Source organism: Pseudomonas sp. AC169, assembly GCF_979258515.1.
In genome coordinates, this window is the sequence record NZ_OZ409866.1 from 3,659,766 (window position 1) to 3,685,938 (window position 26,173).

Annotated in this window: 26 protein-coding genes; 18 read left to right on the plus strand and 8 right to left on the minus strand. The window is 59.3% G+C overall.

Going from position 1 to position 26,173, the window contains the following annotated elements; translation table 11 throughout:
- Positions 1–111: 111 nt before the first annotated feature.
- The 10 genes from ACZZ0G_RS16390 to hisC all read left to right on the plus strand — a co-directional run bounded on the left by ACZZ0G_RS16390 (position 112) and on the right by hisC (position 8,064).
- The gene (locus ACZZ0G_RS16390) at positions 112–921 is read left to right on the plus strand and encodes an ATP-binding cassette domain-containing protein (protein WP_463556817.1); all 810 of its coding nucleotides are present in this window, start codon (positions 112–114) and stop codon (positions 919–921) included.
- Complete coding sequence (mlaE, locus tag ACZZ0G_RS16395) at positions 921–1,718, plus strand: lipid asymmetry maintenance ABC transporter permease subunit MlaE (protein WP_007912402.1); 798 nt, start codon at positions 921–923, stop codon at positions 1,716–1,718. Before ACZZ0G_RS16390 ends, mlaE begins: the two co-directional genes overlap by 1 nt.
- Positions 1,718–2,185, plus strand: a complete 468-nt coding sequence (gene mlaD / locus ACZZ0G_RS16400; RefSeq protein WP_007912400.1) for an outer membrane lipid asymmetry maintenance protein MlaD — start codon at positions 1,718–1,720, stop codon at positions 2,183–2,185. Before mlaE ends, mlaD begins: the two co-directional genes overlap by 1 nt.
- Before the next feature lie 11 nt (positions 2,186–2,196).
- Entirely contained in the window at positions 2,197–2,841 is a 645-nt protein-coding gene (locus ACZZ0G_RS16405) for an MlaC/ttg2D family ABC transporter substrate-binding protein (RefSeq protein ID WP_463397660.1), read from the plus strand.
- On the plus strand, positions 2,838–3,143 hold the full coding sequence (locus ACZZ0G_RS16410) for an STAS domain-containing protein (protein ID WP_242205265.1): 306 nt from the start codon (positions 2,838–2,840) through the stop codon (positions 3,141–3,143). The genes ACZZ0G_RS16405 and ACZZ0G_RS16410 overlap by 4 nt, the downstream gene beginning before the upstream one ends.
- Positions 3,144–3,258: 115 nt before the next feature.
- Positions 3,259–3,498 carry a BolA family protein gene (locus ACZZ0G_RS16415; RefSeq protein ID WP_007912386.1) on the plus strand — a complete coding sequence of 80 codons (240 nt, stop codon included), beginning with the start codon at positions 3,259–3,261 and terminating at the stop codon, positions 3,496–3,498.
- A 22-nt stretch (positions 3,499–3,520) separates the two neighbouring features.
- Positions 3,521–4,786 (plus strand): UDP-N-acetylglucosamine 1-carboxyvinyltransferase, encoded by a 1,266-nt coding sequence (murA, locus tag ACZZ0G_RS16420; protein ID WP_007912385.1) that lies wholly within the window; start codon positions 3,521–3,523, stop codon positions 4,784–4,786.
- Between the two features lie 124 nt (positions 4,787–4,910).
- Positions 4,911–5,546, plus strand: coding sequence for an ATP phosphoribosyltransferase (gene hisG, locus ACZZ0G_RS16425; protein ID WP_007912384.1), 636 nt, complete (start codon positions 4,911–4,913; stop codon positions 5,544–5,546).
- A gap of 124 nt (positions 5,547–5,670) precedes the next feature.
- A complete protein-coding gene (gene hisD / locus ACZZ0G_RS16430) occupies positions 5,671–7,008 on the plus strand; it encodes a histidinol dehydrogenase (protein WP_463556818.1) in 1,338 nt (445 codons plus the stop codon).
- A 3-nt stretch (positions 7,009–7,011) separates the two neighbouring features.
- Positions 7,012–8,064, plus strand: a complete 1,053-nt coding sequence (gene hisC, locus ACZZ0G_RS16435; RefSeq protein WP_463556819.1) for a histidinol-phosphate transaminase — start codon at positions 7,012–7,014, stop codon at positions 8,062–8,064.
- Positions 8,065–8,257: 193 nt separating this feature from the next.
- Here hisC and ACZZ0G_RS16440 read toward each other — a convergent pair whose 3' ends face one another.
- The 3 genes from ACZZ0G_RS16440 to algW all read right to left on the minus strand — a co-directional run bounded on the left by ACZZ0G_RS16440 (position 8,258) and on the right by algW (position 12,341).
- Positions 8,258–8,977, minus strand: coding sequence for a DUF4198 domain-containing protein (locus ACZZ0G_RS16440; protein ID WP_463556820.1), 720 nt, complete (start codon positions 8,975–8,977; stop codon positions 8,258–8,260).
- A 12-nt stretch (positions 8,978–8,989) separates the two neighbouring features.
- Positions 8,990–11,095, minus strand: coding sequence for a TonB-dependent siderophore receptor (locus ACZZ0G_RS16445; RefSeq protein ID WP_463556821.1), 2,106 nt, complete (start codon positions 11,093–11,095; stop codon positions 8,990–8,992).
- A gap of 88 nt (positions 11,096–11,183) precedes the next feature.
- Positions 11,184–12,341 (minus strand): Do family serine endopeptidase AlgW, encoded by a 1,158-nt coding sequence (gene algW, locus ACZZ0G_RS16450; protein ID WP_016987037.1) that lies wholly within the window; start codon positions 12,339–12,341, stop codon positions 11,184–11,186.
- A gap of 103 nt (positions 12,342–12,444) precedes the next feature.
- On the opposite strand from algW, the gene ACZZ0G_RS16455 reads away from it, so the two are divergent.
- The 4 genes from ACZZ0G_RS16455 to cysN all read left to right on the plus strand — a co-directional run bounded on the left by ACZZ0G_RS16455 (position 12,445) and on the right by cysN (position 16,767).
- Entirely contained in the window at positions 12,445–13,203 is a 759-nt protein-coding gene (locus ACZZ0G_RS16455) for a Nif3-like dinuclear metal center hexameric protein (protein ID WP_463556822.1), read from the plus strand.
- A gap of 248 nt (positions 13,204–13,451) precedes the next feature.
- Positions 13,452–14,369 carry a sulfate adenylyltransferase subunit CysD gene (gene cysD, locus ACZZ0G_RS16460; protein ID WP_007912374.1) on the plus strand — a complete coding sequence of 306 codons (918 nt, stop codon included), beginning with the start codon at positions 13,452–13,454 and terminating at the stop codon, positions 14,367–14,369.
- A 104-nt stretch (positions 14,370–14,473) separates the two neighbouring features.
- A complete protein-coding gene (locus ACZZ0G_RS16465) occupies positions 14,474–14,815 on the plus strand; it encodes a four helix bundle protein (protein ID WP_322845923.1) in 342 nt (113 codons plus the stop codon).
- A gap of 53 nt (positions 14,816–14,868) precedes the next feature.
- Complete coding sequence (gene cysN, locus ACZZ0G_RS16470) at positions 14,869–16,767, plus strand: sulfate adenylyltransferase subunit CysN (RefSeq protein ID WP_463556823.1); 1,899 nt, start codon at positions 14,869–14,871, stop codon at positions 16,765–16,767.
- 208 nt (positions 16,768–16,975) lie between these two features.
- On the opposite strand, the gene ACZZ0G_RS16475 is transcribed toward cysN, so the two are convergent.
- The 3 genes from ACZZ0G_RS16475 to ACZZ0G_RS16485 are packed head-to-tail and all read right to left on the minus strand — an operon-like array spanning position 16,976 to position 20,365.
- Complete coding sequence (locus ACZZ0G_RS16475) at positions 16,976–17,878, minus strand: acyltransferase (protein ID WP_463556824.1); 903 nt, start codon at positions 17,876–17,878, stop codon at positions 16,976–16,978.
- Positions 17,879–19,978 (minus strand): phosphate acetyltransferase, encoded by a 2,100-nt coding sequence (gene pta / locus ACZZ0G_RS16480; RefSeq protein ID WP_463556825.1) that lies wholly within the window; start codon positions 19,976–19,978, stop codon positions 17,879–17,881. It lies immediately after the preceding gene.
- Positions 19,979–20,038: 60 nt separating this feature from the next.
- The gene (locus ACZZ0G_RS16485) at positions 20,039–20,365 is read right to left on the minus strand and encodes a DUF3565 domain-containing protein (protein ID WP_463556826.1); all 327 of its coding nucleotides are present in this window, start codon (positions 20,363–20,365) and stop codon (positions 20,039–20,041) included.
- On the opposite strand from ACZZ0G_RS16485, the gene ACZZ0G_RS16490 reads away from it, so the two are divergent.
- From ACZZ0G_RS16490 to ACZZ0G_RS16500, 3 genes are all read left to right on the plus strand, one after another.
- Positions 20,334–20,819 carry an FKBP-type peptidyl-prolyl cis-trans isomerase gene (locus ACZZ0G_RS16490; RefSeq protein WP_008085027.1) on the plus strand — a complete coding sequence of 162 codons (486 nt, stop codon included), beginning with the start codon at positions 20,334–20,336 and terminating at the stop codon, positions 20,817–20,819. The genes ACZZ0G_RS16485 and ACZZ0G_RS16490 overlap by 32 nt on opposite strands.
- Positions 20,820–20,942: 123 nt before the next feature.
- Positions 20,943–21,425: a glutathione peroxidase gene (locus tag ACZZ0G_RS16495; RefSeq protein WP_463556827.1), complete on the plus strand. Its 483-nt coding sequence runs from the start codon at positions 20,943–20,945 to the stop codon at positions 21,423–21,425.
- A 157-nt stretch (positions 21,426–21,582) separates the two neighbouring features.
- The gene (locus ACZZ0G_RS16500) at positions 21,583–22,686 is read left to right on the plus strand and encodes an NADH:flavin oxidoreductase (RefSeq protein ID WP_463556828.1); all 1,104 of its coding nucleotides are present in this window, start codon (positions 21,583–21,585) and stop codon (positions 22,684–22,686) included.
- 136 nt (positions 22,687–22,822) lie between these two features.
- Here ACZZ0G_RS16500 and ACZZ0G_RS16505 read toward each other — a convergent pair whose 3' ends face one another.
- Positions 22,823–24,025 (minus strand): glycosyltransferase family 4 protein, encoded by a 1,203-nt coding sequence (locus ACZZ0G_RS16505; protein ID WP_463558864.1) that lies wholly within the window; start codon positions 24,023–24,025, stop codon positions 22,823–22,825.
- A 42-nt stretch (positions 24,026–24,067) separates the two neighbouring features.
- A complete protein-coding gene (gene cysZ / locus ACZZ0G_RS16510; RefSeq protein ID WP_007912358.1) occupies positions 24,068–24,820 on the minus strand; it encodes a sulfate transporter CysZ in 753 nt (250 codons plus the stop codon).
- 312 nt (positions 24,821–25,132) lie between these two features.
- On the opposite strand from cysZ, the gene trxB reads away from it, so the two are divergent.
- Positions 25,133–26,095, plus strand: a complete 963-nt coding sequence (gene trxB, locus ACZZ0G_RS16515) for a thioredoxin-disulfide reductase (RefSeq protein ID WP_007912350.1) — start codon at positions 25,133–25,135, stop codon at positions 26,093–26,095.
- Positions 26,096–26,173 lie beyond the last annotated feature (78 nt).

Sequence of the window (26,173 nt, forward strand, 5' to 3'; positions counted from 1 at the left end):
CGTAGCCTTTGCAGTGATATAGTTCGCCGCCAGTTCGGCCTGCCCGGGATGTACGTACTTTTCAAGTAAAGACAGGCGTCCGAGTGAGAGGCTGCATCGCAAGGAGTTTAGATGAGTGCCGATAACGCCTACGCGGTCGAGCTGAAGGGAGTCTCCTTCAAGCGCGGTGCGCGCAGCATTTTCAATAACGTCGATATTCGCATACCGCGCGGCAAGGTCACCGGCATCATGGGACCTTCCGGGTGTGGCAAGACCACGCTGCTGCGATTGATGGGCGCACAACTGCGTCCAGCCAGCGGCGAAGTCTGGGTCAACGGCCAGAACCTGCCTGCGCTTTCGCGCAGCGATCTGTTCGATGCGCGAAAGCACATGGGTGTGCTGTTTCAAAGCGGCGCACTGTTCACCGATCTCGATGTGTTCGAGAACGTGGCTTTCCCCCTGCGCGTTCATACCGATTTGCCGGAAGAAATGATCCGCGACATCGTCCTGCTCAAATTGCAGGCGGTCGGTCTGCGCGGTGCCATCGAATTGATGCCGGATGAGCTGTCCGGTGGCATGAAGCGTCGGGTCGCACTGGCGCGGGCGATTGCGCTCGATCCGCAGATTCTCATGTACGACGAGCCGTTCGTCGGCCAGGACCCGATCGCCATGGGCGTGCTGGTCCGTCTGATCCGTCTGCTCAACGATGCGCTGGGGATCACCAGTATCGTGGTGTCCCACGATCTGGCTGAAACCGCGAGCATCGCTGACTACATCTATCTGGTCGGTGATGGTCAGGTGCTGGGGCAGGGTACGCCGGACGAGTTGATGAACTCGGACGAGCCGCGTATCCGTCAGTTCATGACCGGCGATCCCGATGGCCCGGTGCCGTACCATTTTCCAGCGACGGATTACCGCGCAGATCTTCTGGGGAAGCGCTGATGCGCAGAATTTCATTAATAGAACGCGTGCGTCGATTCGGCGAGGCGGCGATCGACGCCGTTGCGGTGTTCGGTCGTGCGACGCTGTTCCTGTTTCATGCCCTGCTGGGGCGTGGCGGGATCAGCGGCGGTTTCAGCTTGCTGGTCAAGCAACTGCATTCGGTCGGCGTGATGTCGCTGGTGATCATCGTCGTTTCCGGGATCTTCATTGGCATGGTGCTGGCGCTGCAGGGCTTCAGCATTCTGTCGAGCTACGGTTCGGAACAGGCCGTGGGGCAGATGGTTGCGCTGACCCTGTTGCGTGAGCTCGGCCCGGTGGTGACAGCGCTGTTGTTCGCCGGTCGTGCCGGTTCGGCACTGACTGCCGAGATCGGCAACATGAAATCCACCGAACAGCTGTCCAGTCTGGAAATGATCGGTGTCGATCCGCTCAAGTACATCATTGCCCCGCGCTTGTGGGCCGGCTTCATTTCCCTGCCGGTGCTGGCGATGATTTTCAGCGTCGTGGGCATCTGGGGCGGTTCGTGGGTGGCTGTCGACTGGCTGGGTGTGTATGAAGGCTCTTATTGGGCAAACATGCAGAACAGCGTGAATTTCACCAGTGACGTGCTCAATGGCGTGATCAAAAGTATTGTTTTCGCCTTTGTAGTGACCTGGATTGCCGTATTCCAAGGCTATGACTGTGAGCCCACTTCCGAGGGGATCAGTCGTGCCACCACCAAGACCGTAGTGTTTGCCTCGCTGGCAGTGCTCGGCCTGGACTTTATTCTGACCGCTTTGATGTTTGGAGATTTCTGATGCAAAACCGCACCCTGGAAATCGGTGTCGGCCTGTTCCTGCTGGCAGGGATCCTGGCTTTGTTGCTGCTTGCTTTGCGGGTCAGTGGTCTGTCTCCGACGTCGACCACCGACACCTATAAACTGTATGCCTACTTTGACAATATCGCCGGTTTGACGGTCAGAGCCAAAGTGACCATGGCCGGTGTGACCATCGGCAAGGTCACGGCGATCGATCTGGATCGCGACAGCTTTACCGGTCGAGTCACCCTGCAAGTGGATAAAAAGGTCGACAACCTGCCGACCGACTCCACAGCGTCTATCCTGACCGCTGGTCTGCTGGGCGAGAAGTACATCGGTATCAGCGTCGGCGGGGAAGACAAACCGCTGAAGGATGGCGGAACCATCCACGACACCCAGTCGTCTCTGGTACTGGAAGACCTGATCGGTAAATTCCTGCTCAATACCGTTAGCAAAGACGCCAAATGAGGAGCTTTTGAATGATTTCTACCTTGCGACGTGGCCTGTTGGTGTTGCTCGCGGCATTGCCTCTGATGGCTAACGCTGCGCCTGGGCAATCCGCGCATGATCTGGTTCAGGATACAACCACCCGGTTGCTGGCCGATCTGGCTGCCAACAAAGAGAAATACAAGCAGGATCCGACTGATTTCTACGCGGCGCTCAACAGCATCGTCGGGCCAGTGGTGGACGCCGAAGGCATCTCCAAGAGCATCATGACGGTCAAGTACTCGCGCAAAGCCACGCCCGCGCAGATGCAGACTTTTCAGGAAAACTTCAAGAAAGGCCTGTTTCAGTTCTACGGCAACGCCTTGCTCGAGTACAACAACCAAGGTATTACCGTTGATCCTGCCAAGGACGAATCGGGCGACCGCACCAGCGTCAACATGACCGTCAAGGGCAGCAGCGGCGCAATCTACCCTGTGCAGTACACGCTGGAGAAGATCAACGGCGAGTGGAAACTGCGCAACGTGATCATCAATGGCATCAACATCGGCAAACTGTTCCGTGATCAGTTCGCCGACGCCATGCAGCGCAACGGCAACGATCTGGACAAGACCATCAATGGTTGGGCCGGTGAAGTGGCCAAGGCCAAAGAAGCCACCGAAAAGAACCCCGCGCAATGAATGAGGCCGCAGTTCGTATGAGTGATGTCGACGAGCTTCTGCTCAGCGGAGTGCTGGATTACCGAACCGGCGCCGACCTGCGCAAGGAAGGCCAGGCGCTGATCAAATCCAGCAAGGCCTCTTCGCTGGTGATCGACTGCTCGGCGGTGAAGAAGTCCAGCAGCGTCGGCTTGTCGTTGCTGCTGTGCTTCATGCGCGATGCGAATGCGGCCGGCAAGGCTGTCAGCATCCGTGCGATGCCCGAAGACATGCGCGAAATCGCTCAGGTCAGTGAACTGACCGAACTGTTGGCGCACCCCTGAACCCACATCTATAAAGAAGCCCCCCGTCAGAGTCCTGCCATGCGGGGTTCGCAGGCGCGGGGCTTTTTTGTATGATGTCCGACCCGTGCGCACAGGGCGCCGATTGAGGTTGAGCATGCAGGCCGTAGAAGTGAAGAGCTTCCTTGAAGGAAAGCTGCCCGGAACGTTGGTAGAAGTTGAGGGCGAAGGCTGCAATTTCCAGCTGAACGTGATTAGCGATGAACTGGCGGCGTTGAGCCCGGTGAAGCGTCAGCAGCAGATCTATGCCCATTTGAACCCATGGATCACCGATGGCAGCATCCATGCGGTCACTATGAAATTTTTCAGCAGCGCGGCCTGGGCCGAGCGCACCTGAGCCTAAGGGCGTCGAGATTCTTATGGATAAATTGATTATTACCGGTGGCGCTCGTCTTGATGGCGAGATCCGCATTTCCGGGGCAAAGAACTCTGCCCTGCCGATCCTGGCCGCCACCCTGCTGTGCGATGGCCCGGTGACCGTTGGCAACCTGCCGCACCTGCACGACATCACCACCATGATCGAGCTGTTCGGTCGCATGGGCATCGAGCCGGTGATCGACGAGAAACTCAGCGTCGAAATCGACCCGCGCACCATCAAGACCCTGATCGCCCCGTACGAACTGGTGAAAACCATGCGTGCGTCGATCCTGGTACTGGGCCCGATGGTTGCCCGTTTCGGTGAAGCCGAAGTCGCACTGCCTGGCGGTTGCGCCATCGGTTCACGTCCGGTCGACCTGCACATCCGTGGCCTCGAAGCCATGGGCGCGGTCATCGACGTCGAAGGCGGCTACATCAAGGCCAAGGCGCCTGAAGGCGGCCTGCGCGGTGCACACTTCTTCTTCGATACCGTCAGTGTGACCGGTACCGAGAACATCATGATGGCTGCTGCTCTGGCCAAGGGCCGCAGCGTATTGCAGAACGCCGCTCGCGAGCCTGAAGTGGTCGACCTGGCCAACTTCCTCAACGCCATGGGCGCCAAGGTTTCCGGTGCTGGCACCGACACCATCACCATTGATGGCGTCGAGCGTCTGGGTTCGGCTTTCTATAAGGTCATGCCTGACCGTATCGAAACCGGCACCTACCTGGTCGCCGCTGCCGTGACCGGTGGCCGTGTCAAGGTCAAGGACACCGATCCGACCATCCTCGAAGCCGTTCTGGAGAAACTCCGCGAAGCCGGCGCAGAAATCACCTGTGGTGAAGACTGGATCGAGCTGAACATGCACGGCAAGCGTCCGAAAGCAGTCAACGTGCGCACCGCGCCGTACCCTGCATTCCCGACTGACATGCAGGCGCAGTTCATCTCGCTCAACGCCATTGCCGAAGGCACTGGTGCGGTGATCGAGACGATCTTCGAAAACCGTTTCATGCACGTCTACGAACTGCACCGCATGGGCGCCAAGATCCAGGTCGAAGGCAACACTGCCATCGTTACCGGTACTGAAGTCCTCAAGGGCGCGCCAGTGATGGCCACCGACCTGCGTGCTTCGGCCAGTCTGGTGATCTCGGCACTGGTTGCCGAAGGCGACACGCTGATCGACCGCATCTACCACATCGACCGTGGTTACGAGTGCATCGAAGAAAAACTGCAGATGCTGGGCGCCAAGATCCGTCGCGTTCCGGGCTGATTGCTGCATTGGGACACAGGGACGTGTCCACTGAGTTTAAGAGTCGAGCCGGTTTCCGGCTCGATGTGTGTCCGGCGCCGATTGCGACCGGACATGAGTACCTTGATAAGGACTGACGTTTCCCATGTTGACCATCGCACTGTCCAAGGGCCGCATCCTTGACGACACCCTGCCGCTTCTCGCCGAAGCGGGCATCGTGCCGACCGAGAATCCGGACAAGAGCCGCAAGCTGATCATTCCCACGACGCAGGACGACGTTCGTCTGCTGATCGTGCGTGCTACCGATGTGCCGACTTATGTCGAGCATGGCGCGGCTGACCTCGGCGTGGCCGGTAAAGACGTGTTGATGGAATACACCGGCCAGGGCCTCTATGAGCCACTGGATCTGCAAATTGCTCAGTGCAAACTGATGACCGCCGGCAAGATCGGCGCGCCGGAGCCCAAGGGCCGTCTGCGCGTGGCGACCAAGTTCGTCAACGTCGCCAAGCGTTACTACGCCGAGCAGGGCCGTCAGGTCGATATCATCAAGCTGTACGGCTCGATGGAGCTGGCACCGCTGATCGGTCTGGCCGACAAGATCATCGACGTGGTCGACACCGGCAACACCCTGCGCGCCAACGGCCTGGAACCTCAGGAACTGATCGCCACGATCAGCTCGCGCCTGGTGGTCAACAAGGCTTCGATGAAAATGCAACACGCCCGAATCCAGGCGTTGATCGATACCCTGCGCAACGCAGTGGAATCGCGACACCGCGGCTGATTTACCTGCGCGACCCGAGGTCGCGCCGTCTATCCGCCTCATAGCCAGAATTCTCAGGTGCCTAAGCGGATCGAATGATAGTTTCGGGCGCCTGAGTTTTTGCCATTCCTATGAGGCTCTCGCTATGACCGCAACGACTGCAATTCGCCGACTCAACGCTGCTGACCCGGATTTCGCGCATCATCTGGATCATCTGCTGAGCTGGGAAAGTGTGTCTGACGACTCGGTCAATCAGCGGGTGCTGGACATCATCAAGGCTGTGCGCGAACGCGGTGACGCGGCGCTGGTCGAGTTCACCCAGAAATTCGACGGCCTCGAAGTCGCTTCGATGGCCGACCTGATCCTGCCGCGCGAGCGTCTGGAACTGGCCCTGACGCGTATCACCGTGGCGCAGCGCGAAGCGCTGGAAAAAGCCGCCGCCCGCGTGCGCAGCTACCACGAAAAACAGAAACAGGATTCCTGGAGCTACACCGAAGCCGACGGCACGGTGCTGGGCCAGAAGGTCACGCCGCTGGATCGCGCCGGTCTGTACGTGCCGGGCGGCAAGGCGTCGTACCCGTCGTCGGTGTTGATGAACGCGATTCCGGCCAAGGTCGCCGGTGTGACCGAAGTGGTCATGGTCGTGCCGACCCCGCGCGGTGAAATCAACGAACTGGTGCTGGCGGCCGCGTGCATCGCCGGCGTTGACCGGGTGTTCACCATCGGCGGTGCGCAAGCCGTCGCTGCGTTGGCCTACGGCACCGAAAGCGTTCCGAAAGTGGATAAGGTGGTTGGCCCGGGCAACATCTATGTCGCCACCGCCAAGCGTCACGTGTTCGGTCAGGTCGGCATCGACATGATCGCCGGTCCTTCGGAAATCCTAGTGGTGTGCGACGGCCAGACCGATCCGGACTGGATCGTCATGGACCTGTTCTCGCAAGCCGAGCACGACGAAGACGCGCAGGCGATTCTGGTCAGCCCGGACGCCGAGTTCCTCGACAAGGTCGCCGCGAGCATCGACAAACTGCTGCCGACCATGGATCGCGCGACCATCATCGAAACCTCGATCAATGGTCGCGGTGCGCTGATTCACGTGAAGGATATGGCCCAAGCCATCGAAGTCGCCAACCGCATCGCCCCGGAACACCTCGAGTTGTCGGTCGCTGACCCGCAAGCCTGGCTGCCGCAGATCCGCCACGCTGGCGCAATCTTCATGGGCCGCCACACTTCCGAAGCGCTGGGCGATTACTGCGCAGGTCCGAACCACGTATTGCCGACTTCCGGCACCGCGCGGTTCTCCTCGCCGCTGGGTGTGTATGACTTCCAGAAACGTTCGTCGATCATCTTCTGCTCCGAGGCCGGTGCTTCCGAGTTGGGGAAAACTGCATCGGTTCTGGCCCGTGGCGAATCGTTGAGCGCCCACGCGCGCAGCGCCGAATACCGCATCAAAGACGAAGACTTTCTAAAAGGGCAGGGGAACTGAGCGATGAGTAAATTCTGGAGCCCATTCGTCAAGGATCTGGTGCCCTACGTGCCGGGCGAACAGCCGAAACTGACCAAACTGGTCAAGCTCAACACCAACGAAAACCCGTACGGCCCGTCGCCAAAAGCCTTGGCAGCGATGCAGGTCGAACTGAATGACAACCTGCGTCTGTACCCGGATCCGAACAGCGACCTGCTGAAAAATGCGGTCGCCGAGTATTACGGCGTGCAGAGCAATCAGGTGTTCCTCGGCAACGGTTCCGACGAAGTGCTCGCGCACATTTTTCACGGCTTGCTGCAGCACGGTCAGCCGCTGCTGTTCCCGGACATCAGCTACAGCTTTTATCCGGTTTACTGCGGTTTGTACGGCATCGAGTTTGATGCGGTGCCGCTGGACGCGCAGTTCCAGATCAACCCGGCGGACTACGCCAAGCCGAATGGCGGGATCATCTTCCCGAATCCGAACGCGCCGACCGGTTGCCTGCTGGCACTGGATGCTGTCGAGCAAATCCTCAAGGCCAGCCCGGATTCGGTGGTGGTGGTAGACGAGGCGTACATCGACTTTGGCGGCGAAACCGCGATCAGTCTGGTGGACCGTTATCCGAACCTGCTGGTGACACAGACCCTGTCCAAGTCGCGTTCGCTGGCGGGTTTGCGCGTGGGGCTGGCGGTCGGGCATCCGGATCTGATCGAGGCGCTGGAGCGCATCAAGAACAGCTTCAACTCTTATCCGCTGGATCGTCTGGCCATTGTCGGTGCGGCGGCGGCGTTCGAAGATCGCGAGCATTTCGACAAGACTTGCCGTCTGGTGATCGAGAGCCGTGAGTGGGTGGTTGCGCAGTTGCAGGCCAAGGGGTTTGACGTGTTGCCGTCGGCGGCGAACTTCATCTTCGCGCAGCATCCACGGCATGATGCGGCGGGGCTGGCGGCCAAGCTGCGTGAGCAGGGTGTGATCGTGCGGCACTTCAAGCAGGAGCGGATTGCGCAGTTCCTGCGGATTTCGATTGGTACGCCGGAGCAGAATCAGGCGCTGATTGATGGGCTTGGCGACCTCTAAAAGCAAAAGCCCCTCACCCTAACCCTCTCCCAGAGGGAGAGGGGACTGATTGGGGGATGCTGTTGAATTGCACCGACCTGATGCTGCTTTACCGAATCCATAATCGACTCGGTCTTTCAGGTCGATGTACCTCACAAGACAACTCGGTCGGCTCCCTCTCCCTCTGGGAGAGGGCTGGGGTGAGGGTCTGCTCTTATTCGTGATGCGGCTCGCCAAGGAATGTCAGCGAACTAAACAACCCACGACTATTCACATCCACACTGTCCGTCACCGGCACCTCAACCTGCGCCGCAATCACATTCAACCCTTCATTCCTCACCAACACCTGTGCCCGACCATCCTTGTCAGTCTCGGTACTCAACGTGTTCGGCGCACTGCGGTAATCGCCAATCAACCTCACCCCCGCTGCCGGTTTGCCATCGAGCAATACCCGCACCGGCAATGATTTCCCCGGCCCCACAGTCAACGGGTCAACCTCCGGCACAATCAGCAATTTGATCTGATCAAGCTTCGGCAACTTCGCCCCCGGCTGGTAAATCGCCAGACTGTACTTAAACGTCTCCGTCGCCTCGACAGCGCCCGGCACTTTGCTGCGGCCTTCGTTGACCCACTTCTTGTCAGCGGTCTGCGACCACATACCATTGTTCAGTGCCACGGCCATCACCGCCGGCGATTTCAAAGGTTTCAGACGAGCATGATCCGTCAGGCGCTCGACGCTGACCGGGATCATCTTGCCGGCAACGTCGTAAGCCCAGGCGCCGCTGATCTTCTGCGCTTTGAACGCATTGTCCTCAGCGCCGTGACCGTAGACCACTTCGATATTGCCGCGACGCTCTTCGGTCCATAGACCATGGGCCGAAACTTCGCCTGCGAACAGCGCGGCGAAGAGCACAAAGGTTTTGCCGTATTGCATGGTGACCTCCTTTTACAGGTTGAGTGTCAGGCTGACGGTGAAATTGCGCGGCTCACCGGGATTGACCCAGTAGTTGCTGTAAGAGCGCTCGTAGTACTTTTCGTCGAAGACGTTGTTCAGGTTCAGGCCTACCGTGACGTTGTCGCTGGCCTTGTAATGGGCCAGCAGGTCGACGGTGTGATAGGCCGGCAATTCGAAGTCGCTGCCGGATTCACCCGAGCGGTCGCCGACATAAGTGAACGCGGCGCCGACATCCGAGCCGCGCAGATGGCCATCCTGAAATTCATAAACCCCGAGCAGACTGCCGCTGCGCTTGGCCACACCGAGGATGCGGCTGCCGGTGGGAATCACCGCGTCGCCTTGGGTCACTTCGGCATCGATGTAGGCGAACGCACCGATCACGCGCAAGGCGTCGGTGACTTGCCCGGTGACTTGCCAATCGAAACCGCGACTGCGCGCCTTGCCCATGGCGCGGCTGGTATCGCTGGCCGGGTCGAGGGCGAGGACGTTTTCCTTGTCGATGTGGAAGAAGGCGAGGGTGCTGCTCAGGCGCTCGTCGAACAGCTCGTTCTTGATGCCGATTTCGTAACCGACGCCTTCTTCCGGATCGAAGGATTTGCCTGAGGCGTCGAGGCCGTTGTTCGGTTTGAACGAGGTTGAGGCGTTGGCGAATACGCCCGTTTGCGGCGTCAATTGGTAGAGCAATCCGGCGCGCTGGGTGAGCGCATCGTGGCGTTGGTCGCTTGTGGCGTTGCGACTGTGGTCGTCGATGTGCTGATCGAAATGCTCGAAACGCGCGCCGATCATCCCGCGCAGTTTGTCGGTAAAGACGATCTGATCCTGCAGGTTCAGCGCGTGGCTTTCGACGTGTTCGAAGAAGTCGCTTCCTGAGCGTGCGCCGTTGGGTTTTGGCTGGCCGTAGATCGGCTTGTAGATGTCGATGGCGTAAGGGCCGCCGGCAATCGTGGTGACGCGCTCGTTTTTGCGGAAATTTTCGTATTCGGTGCCGATCAGCAGTTCGTGTTGCCACGGGCCAAGGTCGAACAGGCCACGCAGTTCCAGTTGGGTAATGCTGTCGTGCCAACTGGTATCGCGCTCGCGATAGCGACGGTTGACCGTGTGGCCGTCGGCGTTCAGCGCCCGTTGTTCCGAGGCGTCGCCCCAGAGTTTGCCTTCCTTGTAGTGGCTGGCCAGGCGCAGCTTCCAGTTGTCGTTGAGATGATGTTCGAGGGTCGCCTGGAGCAGATTGTTGTGGTTATCGATGTTGCCGTCGTTGGGTTCGCCGAGGAAGGTTGAGCGCGACACGCCGCTCCACTTGTTGTTCGGCGCGACGATGCCGCGATCGAAAGTGGAGCTGTGACGGACGATTTCGCTTTCCACCAACAGCGAAGTGTCCGGGTTCAGTTGCCAACTGATCGAGGGCGCGACGAATACGCGTTGGCTGTCGACGTGATCGCGAAAACTGTGGTTGTCTTCGACCGCAAGGTTGATCCGCGACAGCACATCACCTTGTTCATCGAGTGGCGTGTTGACGTCCAGCGCGGTGCGATAGCGATCCCAACTGCCAGCGCTGGTTTGCAAAGTGGTGAAGGCTTCGGGCTGCGGTTTCTTGGTGACAATGTTCACCGTGCCGCCGGGATCGCCCCGACCGTAAAGGCTGGCAGCCGGGCCTTTGAGTACTTCGATGCGCTCGATGTTGGCTGCATCCGGTGTGCTCGGATAGCCGCGATTGGCGCTGAAGCCGTCCTTGTAGAACTCCGATGTGGTGAATCCGCGCACGCTGTATTCATAAAGCGTCAGGCCGCCGAAATTGTTTTGCTTCGACACGCCGCCGGCGAAATCCAGTGCGCGCTCGACGCTGGTGCTGCCCAGATCCTTGAGCACGCTCGCGGGCACTACGCTGATCGCCTGCGGGATATCGCGGATAGCGGTGTCGGTTTTGGTCGCGCTGGACGAACGCGTGGCGCGGTAGCCCTTGACCGGTCCGGTCGGCGATTCGTAGTCGGAGATGACGCTGATGGCGTCCAGTTCAAGCGGTTTGGGTTCTTCAGCGAAGGCTGGATCGACCAGCAGACCAAGACTTAGGCCGAGCAGGGAAGCCTTTGTTCGAGACGACATGTTATGTTGTTCCAATTGCTAGAATTGAAACAATATAACATGCCTGTTGAGAATTTCTTTTATTCGCGCATTTGGCGCGAACAAAGTTTTATTCTTCTTTTTCTTTCACTGGCGCCGGTGGTGGGCGCAGGCCGATTTCTGCGGTGAGCTTGATCTCTTTGCCGTTGCGCATCACCTGAATCGTCACTTTGTCAGTCGGTTTGATCCGTGCAACCTGGTTCATTGAACGACGACCATCACCGGCCGGCTCGCCATCGATGCTCAGAATGACATCCCCCAATTGCAGGCCAGCCTTCTGTGCCGGGCCATCGCGGAAGATCCCCGCAACGACAATCCCCGGACGCCCGGACAGACCGAACGACTCGGCCAGTTCCTGGGTCAGCGGCTGCACTTCAATTCCCAGCCAGCCGCGAATCACCTGACCGTGTTCGATGATCGACTTCATCACTTCCATCGCCAGTTTCACCGGGATCGCGAAGCCGATGCCTTGCGAGCCGCCGGACTTGGAGAAGATCGCCGTGTTGATGCCGGTGAGATTGCCGTTGGCATCGACCAGCGCACCGCCGGAGTTACCCGGGTTGATCGCCGCGTCGGTCTGGATGAAGTCTTCGTAGTTGTTCAGGCCCAACTGATTGCGCCCGGTGGCGCTGATGATGCCCATGGTCACGGTCTGGCCGACGCCGAACGGGTTGCCGATGGCCAGCGCGACGTCGCCGATGCGAATGTTGTCGGAGCGGCCGACGGTGATGGCCGGCAGGGTTTTCAGATCGATTTTCAACACCGCGAGGTCGGTTTCCGGGTCGCTGCCGATGACGCGGGCGAGGGTTTCGCGGCCGTCCTTCAGGGCGACCACAATCTGATCGGCGCCGCTGGTCACGTGGTTGTTTGTGAGGATGTAGCCTTCCGGGCTCATGATCACGCCGGAACCGAGGCTCGACTCCATGCGTTTCTGCTTCGGCGAGTTGTCACCAAAGAAGCGCCGGAACTGTGGATCTTCAAACAGCGGATGCGCCGGTTTGTTGATGACTTTGGTGGTGTACAGGTTGACCACCGATGGTGCGGCAATGGTTACCGCATCGGCATAGGACACGGGCCCCTGCTGCACGCTGGTGGTTTGCGGGGCCTGTTGCAGGTTGACGTCGAGGCTCGGCAGCCCGACCCACTGCGGGTAACGCTGAATAATCAACAGAGCGATAAGCACGCCGGCCAACAGCGGCCAGCCCATAAAACGCAGCGCCTTGAACATTAAGCACGTCCTGGAAAAGTTGCAGGCGGGGTCAGACCGCCCATAATGTCGCGCATTATACGAGGCCGCGCGTGCCTCTGAACGGGATATTTAGGAGTCTTTCATGGCCGTTGCCCTCAGCACCCTCGTCGAAGAAGCCGACCGTTACCTTGGCAGTGCGAAAATTGCCGATTATTGCCCCAACGGCTTGCAGGTCGAAGGCCGGCCGCAGGTGATGCGTATCGTCAGCGGCGTCACTGCCAGTCAGGCGTTGCTGGATGCCGCCGTCGAGGCCGAAGCCGATCTGGTGCTGGTGCATCACGGTTATTTCTGGAAGGGCGAGAGCCCGTGCATCACCGGCATGAAGCAGCGTCGACTGAAGACGCTGCTCAAACACGACATCAGTTTGCTGGCGTATCACTTGCCGCTGGATTTGCATCCGGACGTTGGCAATAACGTGCAGTTGGCGCGGCAGCTGGATATCACCGTCGAAGGGCCACTGGATCCGGACAACCTGAAAATCGTCGGTCTGGTTGGCTCGCTGAAAGAACCGCTGACCGCCCGCGATTTCGCCCGCAAGGTACAGGAAGTGATGGGGCGCGAGCCGTTGCTGATTGAGGGTAATCCGATGATTCGCCGGGTTGGCTGGTGCACCGGCGGCGGTCAGGGCTATATCGATCAAGCCGTCGCGGCGGGCGTCGATCTGTACCTGAGCGGTGAAGCTTCCGAGCAGACTTTCCATAGCGCCCGCGAGAACGACATCAGTTTTATCGCCGCCGGTCACCACGCCACTGAGCGCTACGGCGTACAGGCACTGGGCGACTATCTGGCGAAACGCTTTGCCGTCGAACACATCTTCATCGACATCCCGAACCCGATCTGACGAGCACCACTCCCCTGTGTAGGAGCTGCCGAAGGCTGCGATCTTTTGATCTTGTTTTTTAAAAGGCCAGATCAAAGGATCGCAGCCTTCGGCAGCTCCTACAGGACCGTCATCGCCCAAACGAGTGGGCATATTCATATGCCCTTTCGTTCTAGCTCGCGTCCTGATTAGAAGAAGGTCGCTGTGCTAGGATTCCCCGCTCGAACACGGCCCGCTGGCCGTTCATAAGAAAGTTTTCGTGAGTAGCCATGGTCGACAAACTGACGCATCTGAAACAGCTGGAGGCGGAAAGCATCCACATCATCCGCGAGGTGGCCGCCGAGTTCGATAACCCGGTGATGCTGTACTCCATCGGTAAAGACTCCGCCGTGATGCTGCACCTGGCACGCAAGGCGTTCTTCCCGGGCAAACTGCCGTTTCCGGTGATGCACGTCGACACCCGCTGGAAATTCCAGGAGATGTACAAGTTCCGCGACAAGATGGTCGAAGAACTGGGCCTGGACCTGATCACCCACATCAACCCCGATGGCGTGGCGCAGAACATCAACCCGTTCACCCACGGCAGCGCCAAGCACACCGACATCATGAAAACCGAAGGCCTGAAACAGGCCCTCGACAAGCATGGTTTCGACGCAGCCTTCGGCGGCGCCCGTCGCGATGAAGAGAAATCCCGTGCCAAAGAGCGCGTGTACTCGTTCCGCGACAGCAAGCACCGCTGGGACCCGAAAAACCAGCGTCCCGAGTTGTGGAACGTCTACAACGGCAAGGTCAACAAGGGCGAATCCATTCGTGTATTCCCATTGTCGAACTGGACCGAGCTGGACATCTGGCAGTACATCTACCTCGAAGGCATCCCGATTGTGCCGCTGTACTTCGCTGCCGAACGCGAAGTGATCGAGAAGAACGGCACGCTGATCATGATCGACGACGAGCGCATCCTCGAGCACCTGTCCGACGAAGACAAAGCGCGCATCGTCAAAAAGAAAGTGCGTTTCCGTACCCTTGGCTGCTACCCGTTGACGGGCGCGGTGGAGTCCGAGGCCGAAAGCCTGACGGACATCATTCAGGAAATGCTCCTGACGCGAACTTCCGAGCGCCAGGGCCGTGTCATCGACCACGATGGCGCCGGCTCGATGGAAGACAAAAAACGTCAGGGGTACTTTTAAGCTTCGAGTTACAAGCGCCAAGCTGCAAGTTAAAGGCGGTATGCGTAACTTTGCGGCTTGGCGCTTGCGGCCGGTTGCTGCGAGCCGGAATCGGATGACTCGTAATGGATTTCGAGAAACTGGTTGTTTGGCAGCGAAGCAAATGTTTAGCGGTGGGGATTTTTAGAGAGTTTGCGCGATGCGGGGATTTTGGATTCAAGGATCAGATCACCCGCTCTGCAATGTCAGTGCCTTCCAATATTGCTGAAGGCATGGAGCGTCGGAGTTGCAAAGAAAAGGTGCACTTTCTTTGGATCGCGAAGGCTTCTTGCGGAGAGTTGCGCACCCAGATCCTGATAGGCCGAGATATCGCTTACATCGCAGAACCGCTGGCTGAAAATTGGATTATGGAAACCCGTGAGCTTTCTAGAATGCTGGGCGGGTTGATCAACAAAATTTCTGACTAGCTGTACGCCGACAAGCTTGCCGCTTGAAGCTTACAGCTCGGAGCTTGAATGCAATGAGCCACGCATCTGATTTGATCAGCGAGGACATCCTCGCCTACCTGGGCCAGCACGAACGTAAAGAACTGCTGCGCTTTTTGACCTGCGGTAACGTCGATGACGGCAAGAGCACCCTGATCGGGCGCCTGCTGCACGACTCGAAAATGATCTACGAAGATCACCTCGAAGCGATCACCCGCGACTCGAAGAAAGTCGGCACCACCGGTGACGACATCGACCTGGCGTTGCTGGTCGACGGTCTGCAGGCCGAGCGCGAGCAGGGCATCACCATTGATGTTGCTTACCGCTATTTCTCCACCGCGAAACGCAAATTCATCATCGCCGACACCCCCGGCCATGAGCAGTACACCCGCAACATGGCCACCGGTGCGTCCACCTGTGACCTGGCGATCATTCTGGTCGACGCCCGTTACGGCGTGCAGACCCAGACCCGTCGCCACAGCTTCATCGCTTCCCTGCTGGGGATCAAACACATCGTCGTTGCCATCAACAAGATGGACTTGAAGGGCTTCGATGAAGGCGTGTTCGAGTCGATCAAGGCTGACTACCTGAAGTTCGCTGAAGGCTTGAAGATGAAGCCGACCAGCATGCATTTCGTGCCGATGTCTGCCCTCAAAGGCGACAACGTGGTCAACAAGTCCGAGCGCTCGCCTTGGTACAAAGGCCAGTCGCTGATGGAAATCCTCGAGACTGTGGAAGTCGCGGGCGATCGCAACTTCACCGATCTGCGTTTCCCGGTGCAGTACGTCAACCGTCCGAACCTGAACTTCCGTGGTTTCGCTGGCACCCTGGCCAGCGGCATCGTGCACAAGGGCGATGAAGTCGTGGTGCTGCCGTCGGGCAAGAGCAGCCGCGTAAAATCCATCGTTACCTTCGAAGGTGAGCTGGAGCACGCAGGTCCAGGTCAGGCGGTCACGCTGACCATGGAAGACGAAATCGACATCTCCCGTGGCGACTTGTTGGTGCATGCCGACAACGTGCCGCCGGTCACCGACAGCTTCGAAGCGATGCTGGTGTGGATGGCTGAAGAGCCGATGCTGCCGGGCAAGAAATACGACATCAAACGCGCCACCAGTTACGTGCCGGGCTCGATTGCCAGCATCGTCAACAAGGTCGACGTCAACACGTTGGAAGAAGGCCCGGCGAGCGCGTTGCAGCTCAACGAAATCGGCAAGGTGAAGATCGCGCTCGACGCGCCGATCGCCCTTGACGGCTACGAAAGCAACCGCACCACCGGCGCGTTCATCATCATCGACCGTTTGACCAACGGCACCGTCGGCGCCGGCATGATCGTCGCGCAGCCTGTGACGCACGGCACTGCCACGCATCACGGCAAGCTGGCGCATGTGGCCACTGAAGAACGTGCTCAGCGTTTCGGCCAGCAACCGGCGACCGTGCTGTTCAGCGGCCTGTCGGGCGCGGGCAAGAGCACGCTGGCTTACGCAGTCGAGCGCAAGCTGTTCGACATGGGCCGTGCGGTGTTTGTGCTGGATGGTCAGAACCTGCGTCAGGATCTCAACAAAGGCCTGCCACAGGATCGTGCCGGTCGCACTGAAAATTGGCGCCGTGCCGCGCATGTCGCGCGTCAGTTCAACGAAGCCGGTCTGCTGACCCTGGCCTCGTTCGTCGCGCCAAGCGCTGAAGGGCGTGAGCAAGCCAAGGAACTGATCGGCAAGGATCGTCTGCTGACGGTCTACGTGCAGGCCTCGCCGGCCGTGTGCGCCGAGCGTGATCCGCAAGGTCTGTATGCCGCCGCTGGCGACAACATCCCGGGCGAATCCTTCCCGTACGACGTGCCGCTGAATGCCGATCTGGTGATCGACACGCAGACGCTGAGTGTGGAAGAAAGCGTCAAGCAAGTGCTGGATCTGCTGCGTCAGCGTGGCGCGATCTAAGCAATAAAGCAGCGGCAAGCTTCGAGTTTCTAGCTGCAAGAAAAAGCCCGCGGATGAGTGATCATCGGCGGGCTTTTTTATTCGGGCATAGGCGATTCGTGATCGTTCCCACGCTCTGCGTGGGAACGCAGCCCGGGACGCTCCGCGTCCCATCTAAAGCGGACGCAGAGCGTCCAGTGAGGCATTCCCACGCGGAGCGTAGGAACGATCATACGGAAGGGTATTCGCGGTGCATCTGTTCCAGTAACGCATCCTTATCCAGCCACAGCTGATTGATCCAGCCCTGAAACTGCAAACGATACTCACCGTCCTGATCGTAGTTCTTGCCGATGAATTGCTGGGGAATCTTCAGCTCTTCAAAGTGCACCACCACATCGCGCACATTGCCGCAGAGCAAATCCCAGAACCCCGGACGCCCGGCCGGATAGTGAATCGTCACGTTGACGATCGATTCCAGCTGTTCACCCATCGCATCGAGTACAAAGGCAATCCCGCCGGCCTTAGGCTTGAGCAGGTACTTGAACGGCGACTGCTGCTGCGCATGCTTGCCTTCGGTGAAGCGCGTGCCCTCGACGAAGTTGAAAATCCCCACCGGATTGTCGCGAAACTTCGCGCAGGTCTTGCGCGTGGTTTCCAGGTCTTTGCCTTTCTTCTCCGGGTGCTTGGCCAGATACGCCTTGGAGTAGCGCTTCATGAACGGAAAGCCCAGCGCCCACCACGCCAGACCGATCACCGGCACCCAGATCAGCTCCTGTTTGAGGAAGAATTTCAGCGGCTGAATCCGGCGATTGAGCACGTATTGCAGCACCAGAATATCGACCCAGCTCTGGTGGTTGCTGGTGATCAAATATGAGTGTTGGTAATCGAGTCCTTGCAGGCCGCTGATGTGCCAGCGCGTGCGCCGCACCAGATTCATCCAGCCCTTGTTGTTGCTGATCCACGCTTCGTGAGTGTGGCTCATCAGCCACAGCGAGGCGCGTCGGGCAAGGTCGAACGGCAACACTTTGATCAGCGCCACACAGAACAGAAACGAGCACAGCAGAATCGTATTAAGTGCCAACAGCAGCGAGGCAATCACGCCGCGCAGCGGTGCAGGTAGAAAATCCAGCATTTACACATCCATAGGTCGGTTGGCGGCTTGAATCGCGGTGAGGGCGATGGTGTAGACGATGTCATCGACCTGCGCACCGCGCGGCAAGTCATTCACCGGTTTGCGCAGGCCTTGCAGCATCGGCCCGAGGCTGACGCAGTCGGCGCTACGTTGCACGGCTTTGTGCGTGGTGTTGCCGGTGTTCAGGTCGGGGAAGACGAATACCGTGGCGCGACCGGCTACCTGACTGTTCGGCGCCAGTTGCCGGGCGACTTCGGCGTTGGCTGCGGCATCGTATTGCAGCGGGCCGTCGATCAGCAGCGAATGCTGTTGTTCGTGGGCGAGCAGGGTGGCTTCGCGGACTTTCTCGACCTCTTCGCCAGTGGCCGATTCGCCGCTGGAGTAACTGATCATCGCCACGCGCGGGGTGATGCCGAATGCCGCAGCCGAATCCGCGCTTTGCAGGGCAATTTCGGCCAGTTCGGTGGCACTTGGATGCGGGTTCATCACGCAGTCGCCATACACCAGCACTTCTTCCGGGAACAGCATGAAGAACACCGACGACACCAGGGTGCAGCCCGGCGCAGTCTTGATCAGCTGCAGGGCCGGGCGGATGGTGTTGGCGGTGGTGTTGATCACGCCCGATACCAGGCCGTCGACTTCGTCCAGTGCGAGCATCATGGTACCGATCACCACGGTGTCTTCCAGTTGCTGCTCGGCCATCGGTGCATTGAGGCTTTTGGTCTTGCGCAGGGCGACCATCGGCTCGACGTAGCGCTCGCGGATCAGATCCGGATCGAGAATCTCCAGGCCCGGCGGCAAAACGATGCCTTGGGCGCGAGCGACCGCTTCGACGTCTTCCGGTTTGGCCAGCAACACGCAACGGGCAATCCCGCGCTCCTGGCAGATCGCCGCCGCTTGCACGGTGAACGGCTCGCTGCCTTCGGGCAGGACGATGCGCTTGTTCGCCGCTTGCGCACGCTGGATCAATTGATAGCGGAACACCGCCGGCGACAGGCGCATTTCCCGAGGTGTACCGCAGCGTTGGTGCAACCATTTGGCGTCGAGGTGGCTGGCGACGAAATCGGTGATGATCTCCGCGCGTTCACGGTCATCGATGGGGATTTCCTTGTTCAAACCGTTGAGCAGGTTGGCGGTGTCGTAGGAGCCGGTGCTCACCGACAACACCGGCAAACCGGCCTGCAACGCGCCTCGGCACAAGTCCATGATGCGCGGATCGGGCAGGGTGTCGCTGGTCAGCAACAGACCGGCCAGCGGCACGCCGTTGATCGCCGCGAGGCTGACGGCGAGGATGATGTCGTCGCGATCACCTGGGGTCACCACCAGCACGCCGGGCTTGAGCAGCTCGACGGTGTTGCGCATGGTCCGTGCGCAAATGATGATCTTGGTCATCCGGCGGGTTTCGTAATCACCTGCGTTGAGCACTTGCGCGCCCATCAGGTCGGCAACGTCGCGGGTGCGTGGTGCGTTGAGTTCGGGTTGGAACGGGATGCAACCGAGCAAGCGGAAATCACCGCTGCGCAGCAACGGCGAATGCTCTTTCAGACGCGTGGCGAAGGCGTCCATGCTTTCTTCGGTTTTGACCTTGTTGAGGATGACTCCGAGGACTTTCGGGTCTTTCGGGCCACCGAACAATTGCGCTTGCAATTCGACACGGCCGGACAGCTCGGCAAGCACTTCGTTTTCCGGGGCCGAGACCAGAATCACTTCGGCATCGAGGCTTTTGGCCAGGTGCAAGTTGACCCGCGCGGCATAGCTGGCGCTGCGGGTCGGCACCATGCCTTCGACGACCAACACGTCTTTGCCAATGGCGGCTTGCTGATACAGGGTGATGATTTCTTCAAGCAACTCATCGAGCTGACCGTCGCCGAGCATCCGCTCAACGTGGGCCAAACCCAACGGTTGCGGCGGTTTCAGACCGTGGGTGCGCGCCACCAGCTCGGTGGAACGCTCAGGGCCGGTGTCGCCTGGGTGTGGTTGGGCAATCGGTTTGAAGAAGCCGACTTTCAGCCCGGCGCGCTCAAGCGTGCGCACCAGCCCGAGGCTGATGGAGGTCAGACCCACGCCAAAATCGGTGGGTGCGATAAAAAAAGTTTGCATGCGAATTCTCTAAAGTTGCATGGCAATGGCGATCATCTATCTCTGACAATCTGCCGAAATTCAGTCGCCAAGGTTAGCGCTAACCGAGCCTTGTGCGCACCAACCACAGGCAAAGGGTTGGCCTATTTTTTCAATACGTTGCGCCGGGTCGAGTACCCACGCCCGGGTTTGCCATGGCGGCTGATGGCGCAGGTGTTGGGTATGGCCACAGGAAAGTTCGGCAACCCAGTGACCTTCCTCGTCCTGATGGAAACCGGTAATCGTCGAAACCCGTTTGTCCGGGTTGTGTTCGCTTTCGCGCGATTGCTTCGCTAAACTTGGCCTTTCTATATTCTTCTGCAAAAGGTCTCGCCCCATGCTGATCGCCGCCAATAAGGCTGTCTCCATCGACTATACCCTGACCAACGACGCTGGTGAGGTCATCGACAGCTCCGCCGGCGGCGCTCCGCTGGTCTACCTGCAAGGCGCAGGCAACATCATCCCGGGCCTGGAAAAAGCTCTGGATGGCAAAGCTGTTGGTGACGAACTGGAAGTTTCCGTTGAGCCGGAAGACGCTTACGGCGAATACGCCGCCGAGCTGGTCAGCACCCTGAGCCGCAGCATGTTCGAAGGCGTTGACGAGCTGGAAGTCGGCATGCAGTTCCACGCTTCGGCGCCGGACGGCCAGATGCAGATCGTCACCATCCGTGATCTGGACGGCGACGACGTGACGGTTGATGGCAACCACCCACTGGCCGGTCAGCGCCTTAACTTCAAAGTGAAGATCGTTGACATCCGTGACGCCAGCCAGGAAGAAATCGCTCATGGCCACGTCCATGGCGAAGGTGGCCATCACCACTGATTTTCTGCGCTAAGCTTCGAGTACTGGAGAGGCGCCTGCGGGCGCCTTTTTAGTCCGCGGCTGTCCTTGGTGACCTCGCCAAGTGGCTGTTTCGAGTAGAACACGGGAATCTTGGAGTTCGTCATGAGTGCTTTTCACGACCTTAAGTTGACAGCCCTGGATGGTCAGGAGCTACCGCTGGCGCCGTTCAAGGGCCAAGTCGTGCTGGTGGTCAACGTCGCCTCCAAGTGCGGCTTGACGCCTCAGTACGCGGCGCTGGAAAACCTCTATCAGCAATTTAAAGGCAAAGGCTTCAGCGTGCTGGGCCTGCCGTGCAACCAGTTTGCCGGCCAGGAACCGGGCAGCGAAAAGGAAATTCAAGAGTTCTGCAGCCTCAACTATGGCGTGACATTCCCGTTGTCGAGCAAGCTCGAAGTCAACGGTCACGAGCGGCACCAGCTCTACCGTCTGCTGGCGGGCGAGGGCGCGGAATTTCCCGGTGACATCACCTGGAATTTCGAGAAGTTTCTGCTCGGCAAGGACGGCCGGGTGCTGGCCCGGTTCTCGCCGCGCACGGCGCCGGATGATCCGACCATTGTTCATGCGATTGAAAAAGCGCTGAGCTGATACACGAAAATCGTCGCCTTCGGGCGGCGATTTTTTTGCCTGCCTTTTGACCCTTAATCATTCAGATCAATAGTGCTATCGCGCTGGCTCCGCTGCGCATATTATCGCCGTCATATGGTTTTATGCCCTGTCGATAACGTTTTCGTGGAGCCTTTCGATGCCCGTTCAAGCCTTGTTCAAACCGTTCCAACTCGGTGCCCTCGAACTGCCGACCCGCGTGGTCATGGCGCCAATGACCCGCTCGTTTTCCCCGGGCGGCGTGCCTAGTTCGAAAGTCATCGAGTACTACCGTCGTCGCGCCGCGGCTGGTGTCGGCCTGATCATCACCGAAGGCACCACCGTCGGCCACATTGCTTCCAACGGTTACCCGAACGTGCCGCAATTCTTTGGTGAAGCGCCGTTGGCCGGCTGGAAGAAAGTCGTCGACGCCGTTCACGCCGAGGGCGGCAAGATTGTTCCGCAACTTTGGCATGTGGGTAGCGTGCGCCGCATCGGCACCGAGCCGGACGCCAGCGTGCCGGCTTACGGCCCGTCGGAAAAACTCAAGGACGGTCAGGTCGTGGTTCACGGCATGAGCAAACAAGACATTCAGGACGTGATCGCCGCGTTCGCTCAAGCAGCCAAAGATGCACAAAGCATCGGCATGGACGGCGTGGAAATCCACGGCGCTCACGGTTACCTGATCGACCAGTTCTTCTGGGAAGGCAGCAACCAGCGCACCGACGAATACGGCGGCAGCCTGGCCAACCGTTCGCGTTTCGCCATCGAACTGATTCAAGCGGTACGTGCAGCGGTCGGTGAGGGTTTCCCGATCATCTTCCGTTTTTCGCAATGGAAACAGCAGGATTACACCGCGCGTCTGGTGCAAACCCCGCAAGCGTTGGGTGAATTCCTCAAGCCGCTGTCCGATGCCGGCGTGGATATTTTCCACTGCTCGACGCGGCGTTTCTGGGAGCCGGAGTTCGACGGCTCTGACTTGAACCTGGCCGGCTGGACACGCCAATTGACCGGCAAGCCGACCATTACCGTCGGCAGCGTGGGGCTGGATGGCGAGTTCCTGCAGTTCATGGTCAACACCGACAAGGTCGCGCAACCGGCCAGTCTGGAGAACCTGCTGGAGCGTCTGAACAAAGAGGAATTCGACCTGGTGGCGGTGGGGCGTGCACTGCTGGTCGACCCGGACTGGGCGCAGAAAGTCCGCGAAGGGCGTGAGCAGGACATCTTGCCGTTCAGCCGTGAGGCGTTGATGACGCTGGTTTAAGCGGCGCCTTCACTGGCCTCTTCGCGAGCAAGCTCGTTCCCACAAGTTTCTCTGCTGTTCACAAAATTTGTGTCCACTGAAGATTCCATGTGGGAGCGAGCCTGCTCGCGAAGGCGGTTGTCAGGTCAGCACAGACTCATGGCAATGTCTGCGCATTCGGCACCACCAACTCCCCCAAACATGCCCCGCGCAAGTGCCCTTCAAACTGCTCGATAATCGCCGCCCACCCCTGGCGACTCGCATGCTGCCGCGCATTCAGGCGCACACAGCGCAACGTCTCATCTTCCTCCAGTAACCACGCCGCCGCCTCGCAAAACGCCTGCTCATCACCGGGCATCGCCAGCACGCCGTTGTAGCCATGGCGAATATGTTGCGCCGCCGCAACCTGATCGTAAGCCACCACGCCCAGCCCTGAAGCCAGCGCTTCGAGCACCACATTGCCGAAGGTTTCCGTCAGGCTCGGAAATACAAACAGATCCCCGGACGCATAGTGCGCCGCCAACGCTTCACCGCGCTGCGCCCCGCAGAAAATTGCCTCGGGCAGTTCCTTTTCCAGCGCTAGCCGTTGCGGCCCGTCGCCAACCACGATCAGTTTCAGATTGTGTTGTGGATAAGTGTCGCGCAGTTTTTCGAAGCAACGTTTAAGCAAGCCAAGGTTCTTCTCTGGCGCGAGGCGTCCGACATGAATCACCGCAATGTCCTGCTCGGACAGACCCCACTGCTCACGCAATGCATTCAGCCGTTTGCTCGGATGAAACAGCTGGCTGTCGACTCCACGTGACAACAGCGCCAACCGCTCGAAATGCCGCCGCTCCAGTTCCAGGCGTTGGCTGACACTCGGTACCAGCGTCATGGCCGAGCGATTGTGAAACCAGCGCAGATAATGCGTGAGCATTCGCGTCAGCAAGCCGAGGCCGTACTGACTGGTGTATTGCTGAAAATTGGTATGGAAACCGCTGACCACGGAAATCCCCAAACGCCGTGCCGCACGCAGCGCCGACAGGCCCAGCGGCCCTTCAGTGGCGATGTACAACACGTCCGGGCGCTGACGCTTCCAGCGACGCAGCAGTTTGTGCATCGACGACTGACCCCATTGCAGCCCCGGATACCCCGGCAACGGCCAGCCTCGGCACAGCAGCAGCAGCGCGTCATCTTCACTGCGCTGTGGATCGCTGGCCTGACGCGGGCGCACCAGATCGACACGGTGCCCGCGCGCGCGCAAGCCGTCGCACAAGCGGCCAAGGGTATTGGCCACGCCGTTGATTTCAGGAGGGAAGGTTTCGCTGATGAGGGTGATATGTAGAGCTGTCGTCATGGCCTCAGTGTCGACTGAAGCTATGTCGTCGTTGTGACGTTCGGATGATGGATTTGTGACGCCGCGTTAGCGCTGAGTCACGAGGTTCTCGGCACCGCGCTCACGCACCCAGAACAACGTCGCCCCGGCCACGGCGGCCGGCATCATCAGGATGTTCACCACCGGAATCAGCAGCACCAGATAGACAATCCCGCCGAAGCTCATGCTCTGCCAGCGCTTCTGCCGCAGCCAGGCGAGCATCTCGTTCCAGCCCAGTTTATGGTTGTCCGCCGGGTAGTCGATGTACTGGATCGCCATCATCCATACACCGAACAGCAGCCACAGCGGCGCGGCGATGATGTTCACCACCGGGATGAACGAGAGGATGAACAAGCCGATGGCGCGGGGCAGGAAGTAACCGAGTTTGCGCATTTCCCGGGCCAGGGTGCGCGGGACCATGGCGATCAGTTCGCCCCAGCTGAACGCCGGGAAGTCATCGGTGCCGCGCACGACCACTTCGACTTTTTCCGCGAGGAAACCGTTGAATGGTGCCGCGATCACGTTGGCGAGCATGGTGAAGGTAAAGAACACCATCAACGCCACCAGCACCACGAACAGGGGCCAGAGGATGTAGCTGAGGAAACTCAGCCATTCGGGTAGCGACGGCATCAGAGTATCGACCCACAGGCTGAACTGGTGGCCGGCCAGATAGATCAATCCGACGAACAGCACCAGGTTGATCGCCAGCGGCAACAACACGAACAGGCGCAAGCCAGGGCTCAAGACCAGTTTGAGGCCTTCGCGCAGGTATTGCGGGCCGGACAGAACAGGGGCGGGCATAAGGTGCTCCGAGCAAGGGAAAACGCGCCGACCTTACCGACTTTGCAACGGCGGCGAAAGCGCGGTAGAGCGATCGACATTCACTGTAACAAAGACGTCCATCTCGTCAGTGTGTCGGCATAGAGACCACCTATGAGCTGGATTGTTAAACCGTATTTCCTTAATCTTGCCCCCCTCGATACGCTGCACCCAACTTTTTACAGGACTGTCGAGCTCAAGCCTTCCCCAAGGTTTTCCACAGTCCTTTTTTATTCCCGCCGGCAGTCCGGCGATCCGCGCCATTTTTTTCGGCCCGGTCAACAGGAGCAGGTCATGTCTGAAGTCCGTCATTCGCGAGTGATTATTCTCGGTTCCGGCCCTGCCGGTTACAGCGCTGCGGTATACGCGGCCCGTGCCAATCTCAAGCCACTGCTGATCACCGGCATGCAGGCTGGCGGTCAACTGACCACCACCACCGAAGTCGACAACTGGCCGGGCGACGTCCACGGTCTGACCGGTCCAGCCCTGATGGAACGTATGCGCGAACACGCCGAGCGTTTTGAAACCGAGATCGTTTTCGATCACATCAACGCCGTCGACTTCGCCGCCAAGCCTTACACCCTGACCGGCGACAGCGCGACTTACACCTGCGACGCTCTGATCATCGCCACCGGTGCCAGCGCTCGTTACCTCGGTCTGCCGTCGGAAGAAGCGTTCATGGGCAAAGGCGTTTCGGCCTGCGCAACCTGCGACGGTTTCTTCTACCGCAACAAACCCGTTGCAGTGGTCGGCGGCGGCAACACTGCAGTTGAAGAGGCACTGTACCTGGCCAACATCGCCAGCACCGTGACCCTGATCCACCGTCGCGAAACCTTCCGCGCCGAGAAGATCCTGATCGACAAGCTCAACGCTCGCGTCGCTGAAGGCAAGATCATCCTCAAGTTGAACGCCAACCTCGACGAAGTGCTGGGTGACAACATGGGCGTGACCGGTGCGCGTTTGAAGAACAACGACGGTAGCTTCGACGAAATCACCGTCGACGGCGTGTTCATCGCCATCGGCCACACCCCGAACACTTCGCTGTTCGAAGGCCAGTTGACCCTGAAAGACGGTTATCTGGTGGTGCACGGCGGCCGAGAAGGCAATGCCACTGCGACCAGCGTCGAAGGCATCTTCGCTGCCGGTGACGTGGCGGACCACGTTTACCGTCAGGCGATCACCTCGGCCGGCGCCGGCTGCATGGCGGCACTGGACACCGAGCGTTACCTGGACGGTCTGCAGAACGCTTCGTTCTAAATCGCAGGCATAAAAAAACCGGCCAGATTGGCCGGTTTTTTTGTGCCCGCAATTTCAGCTACGTGATGATCGTTCCCA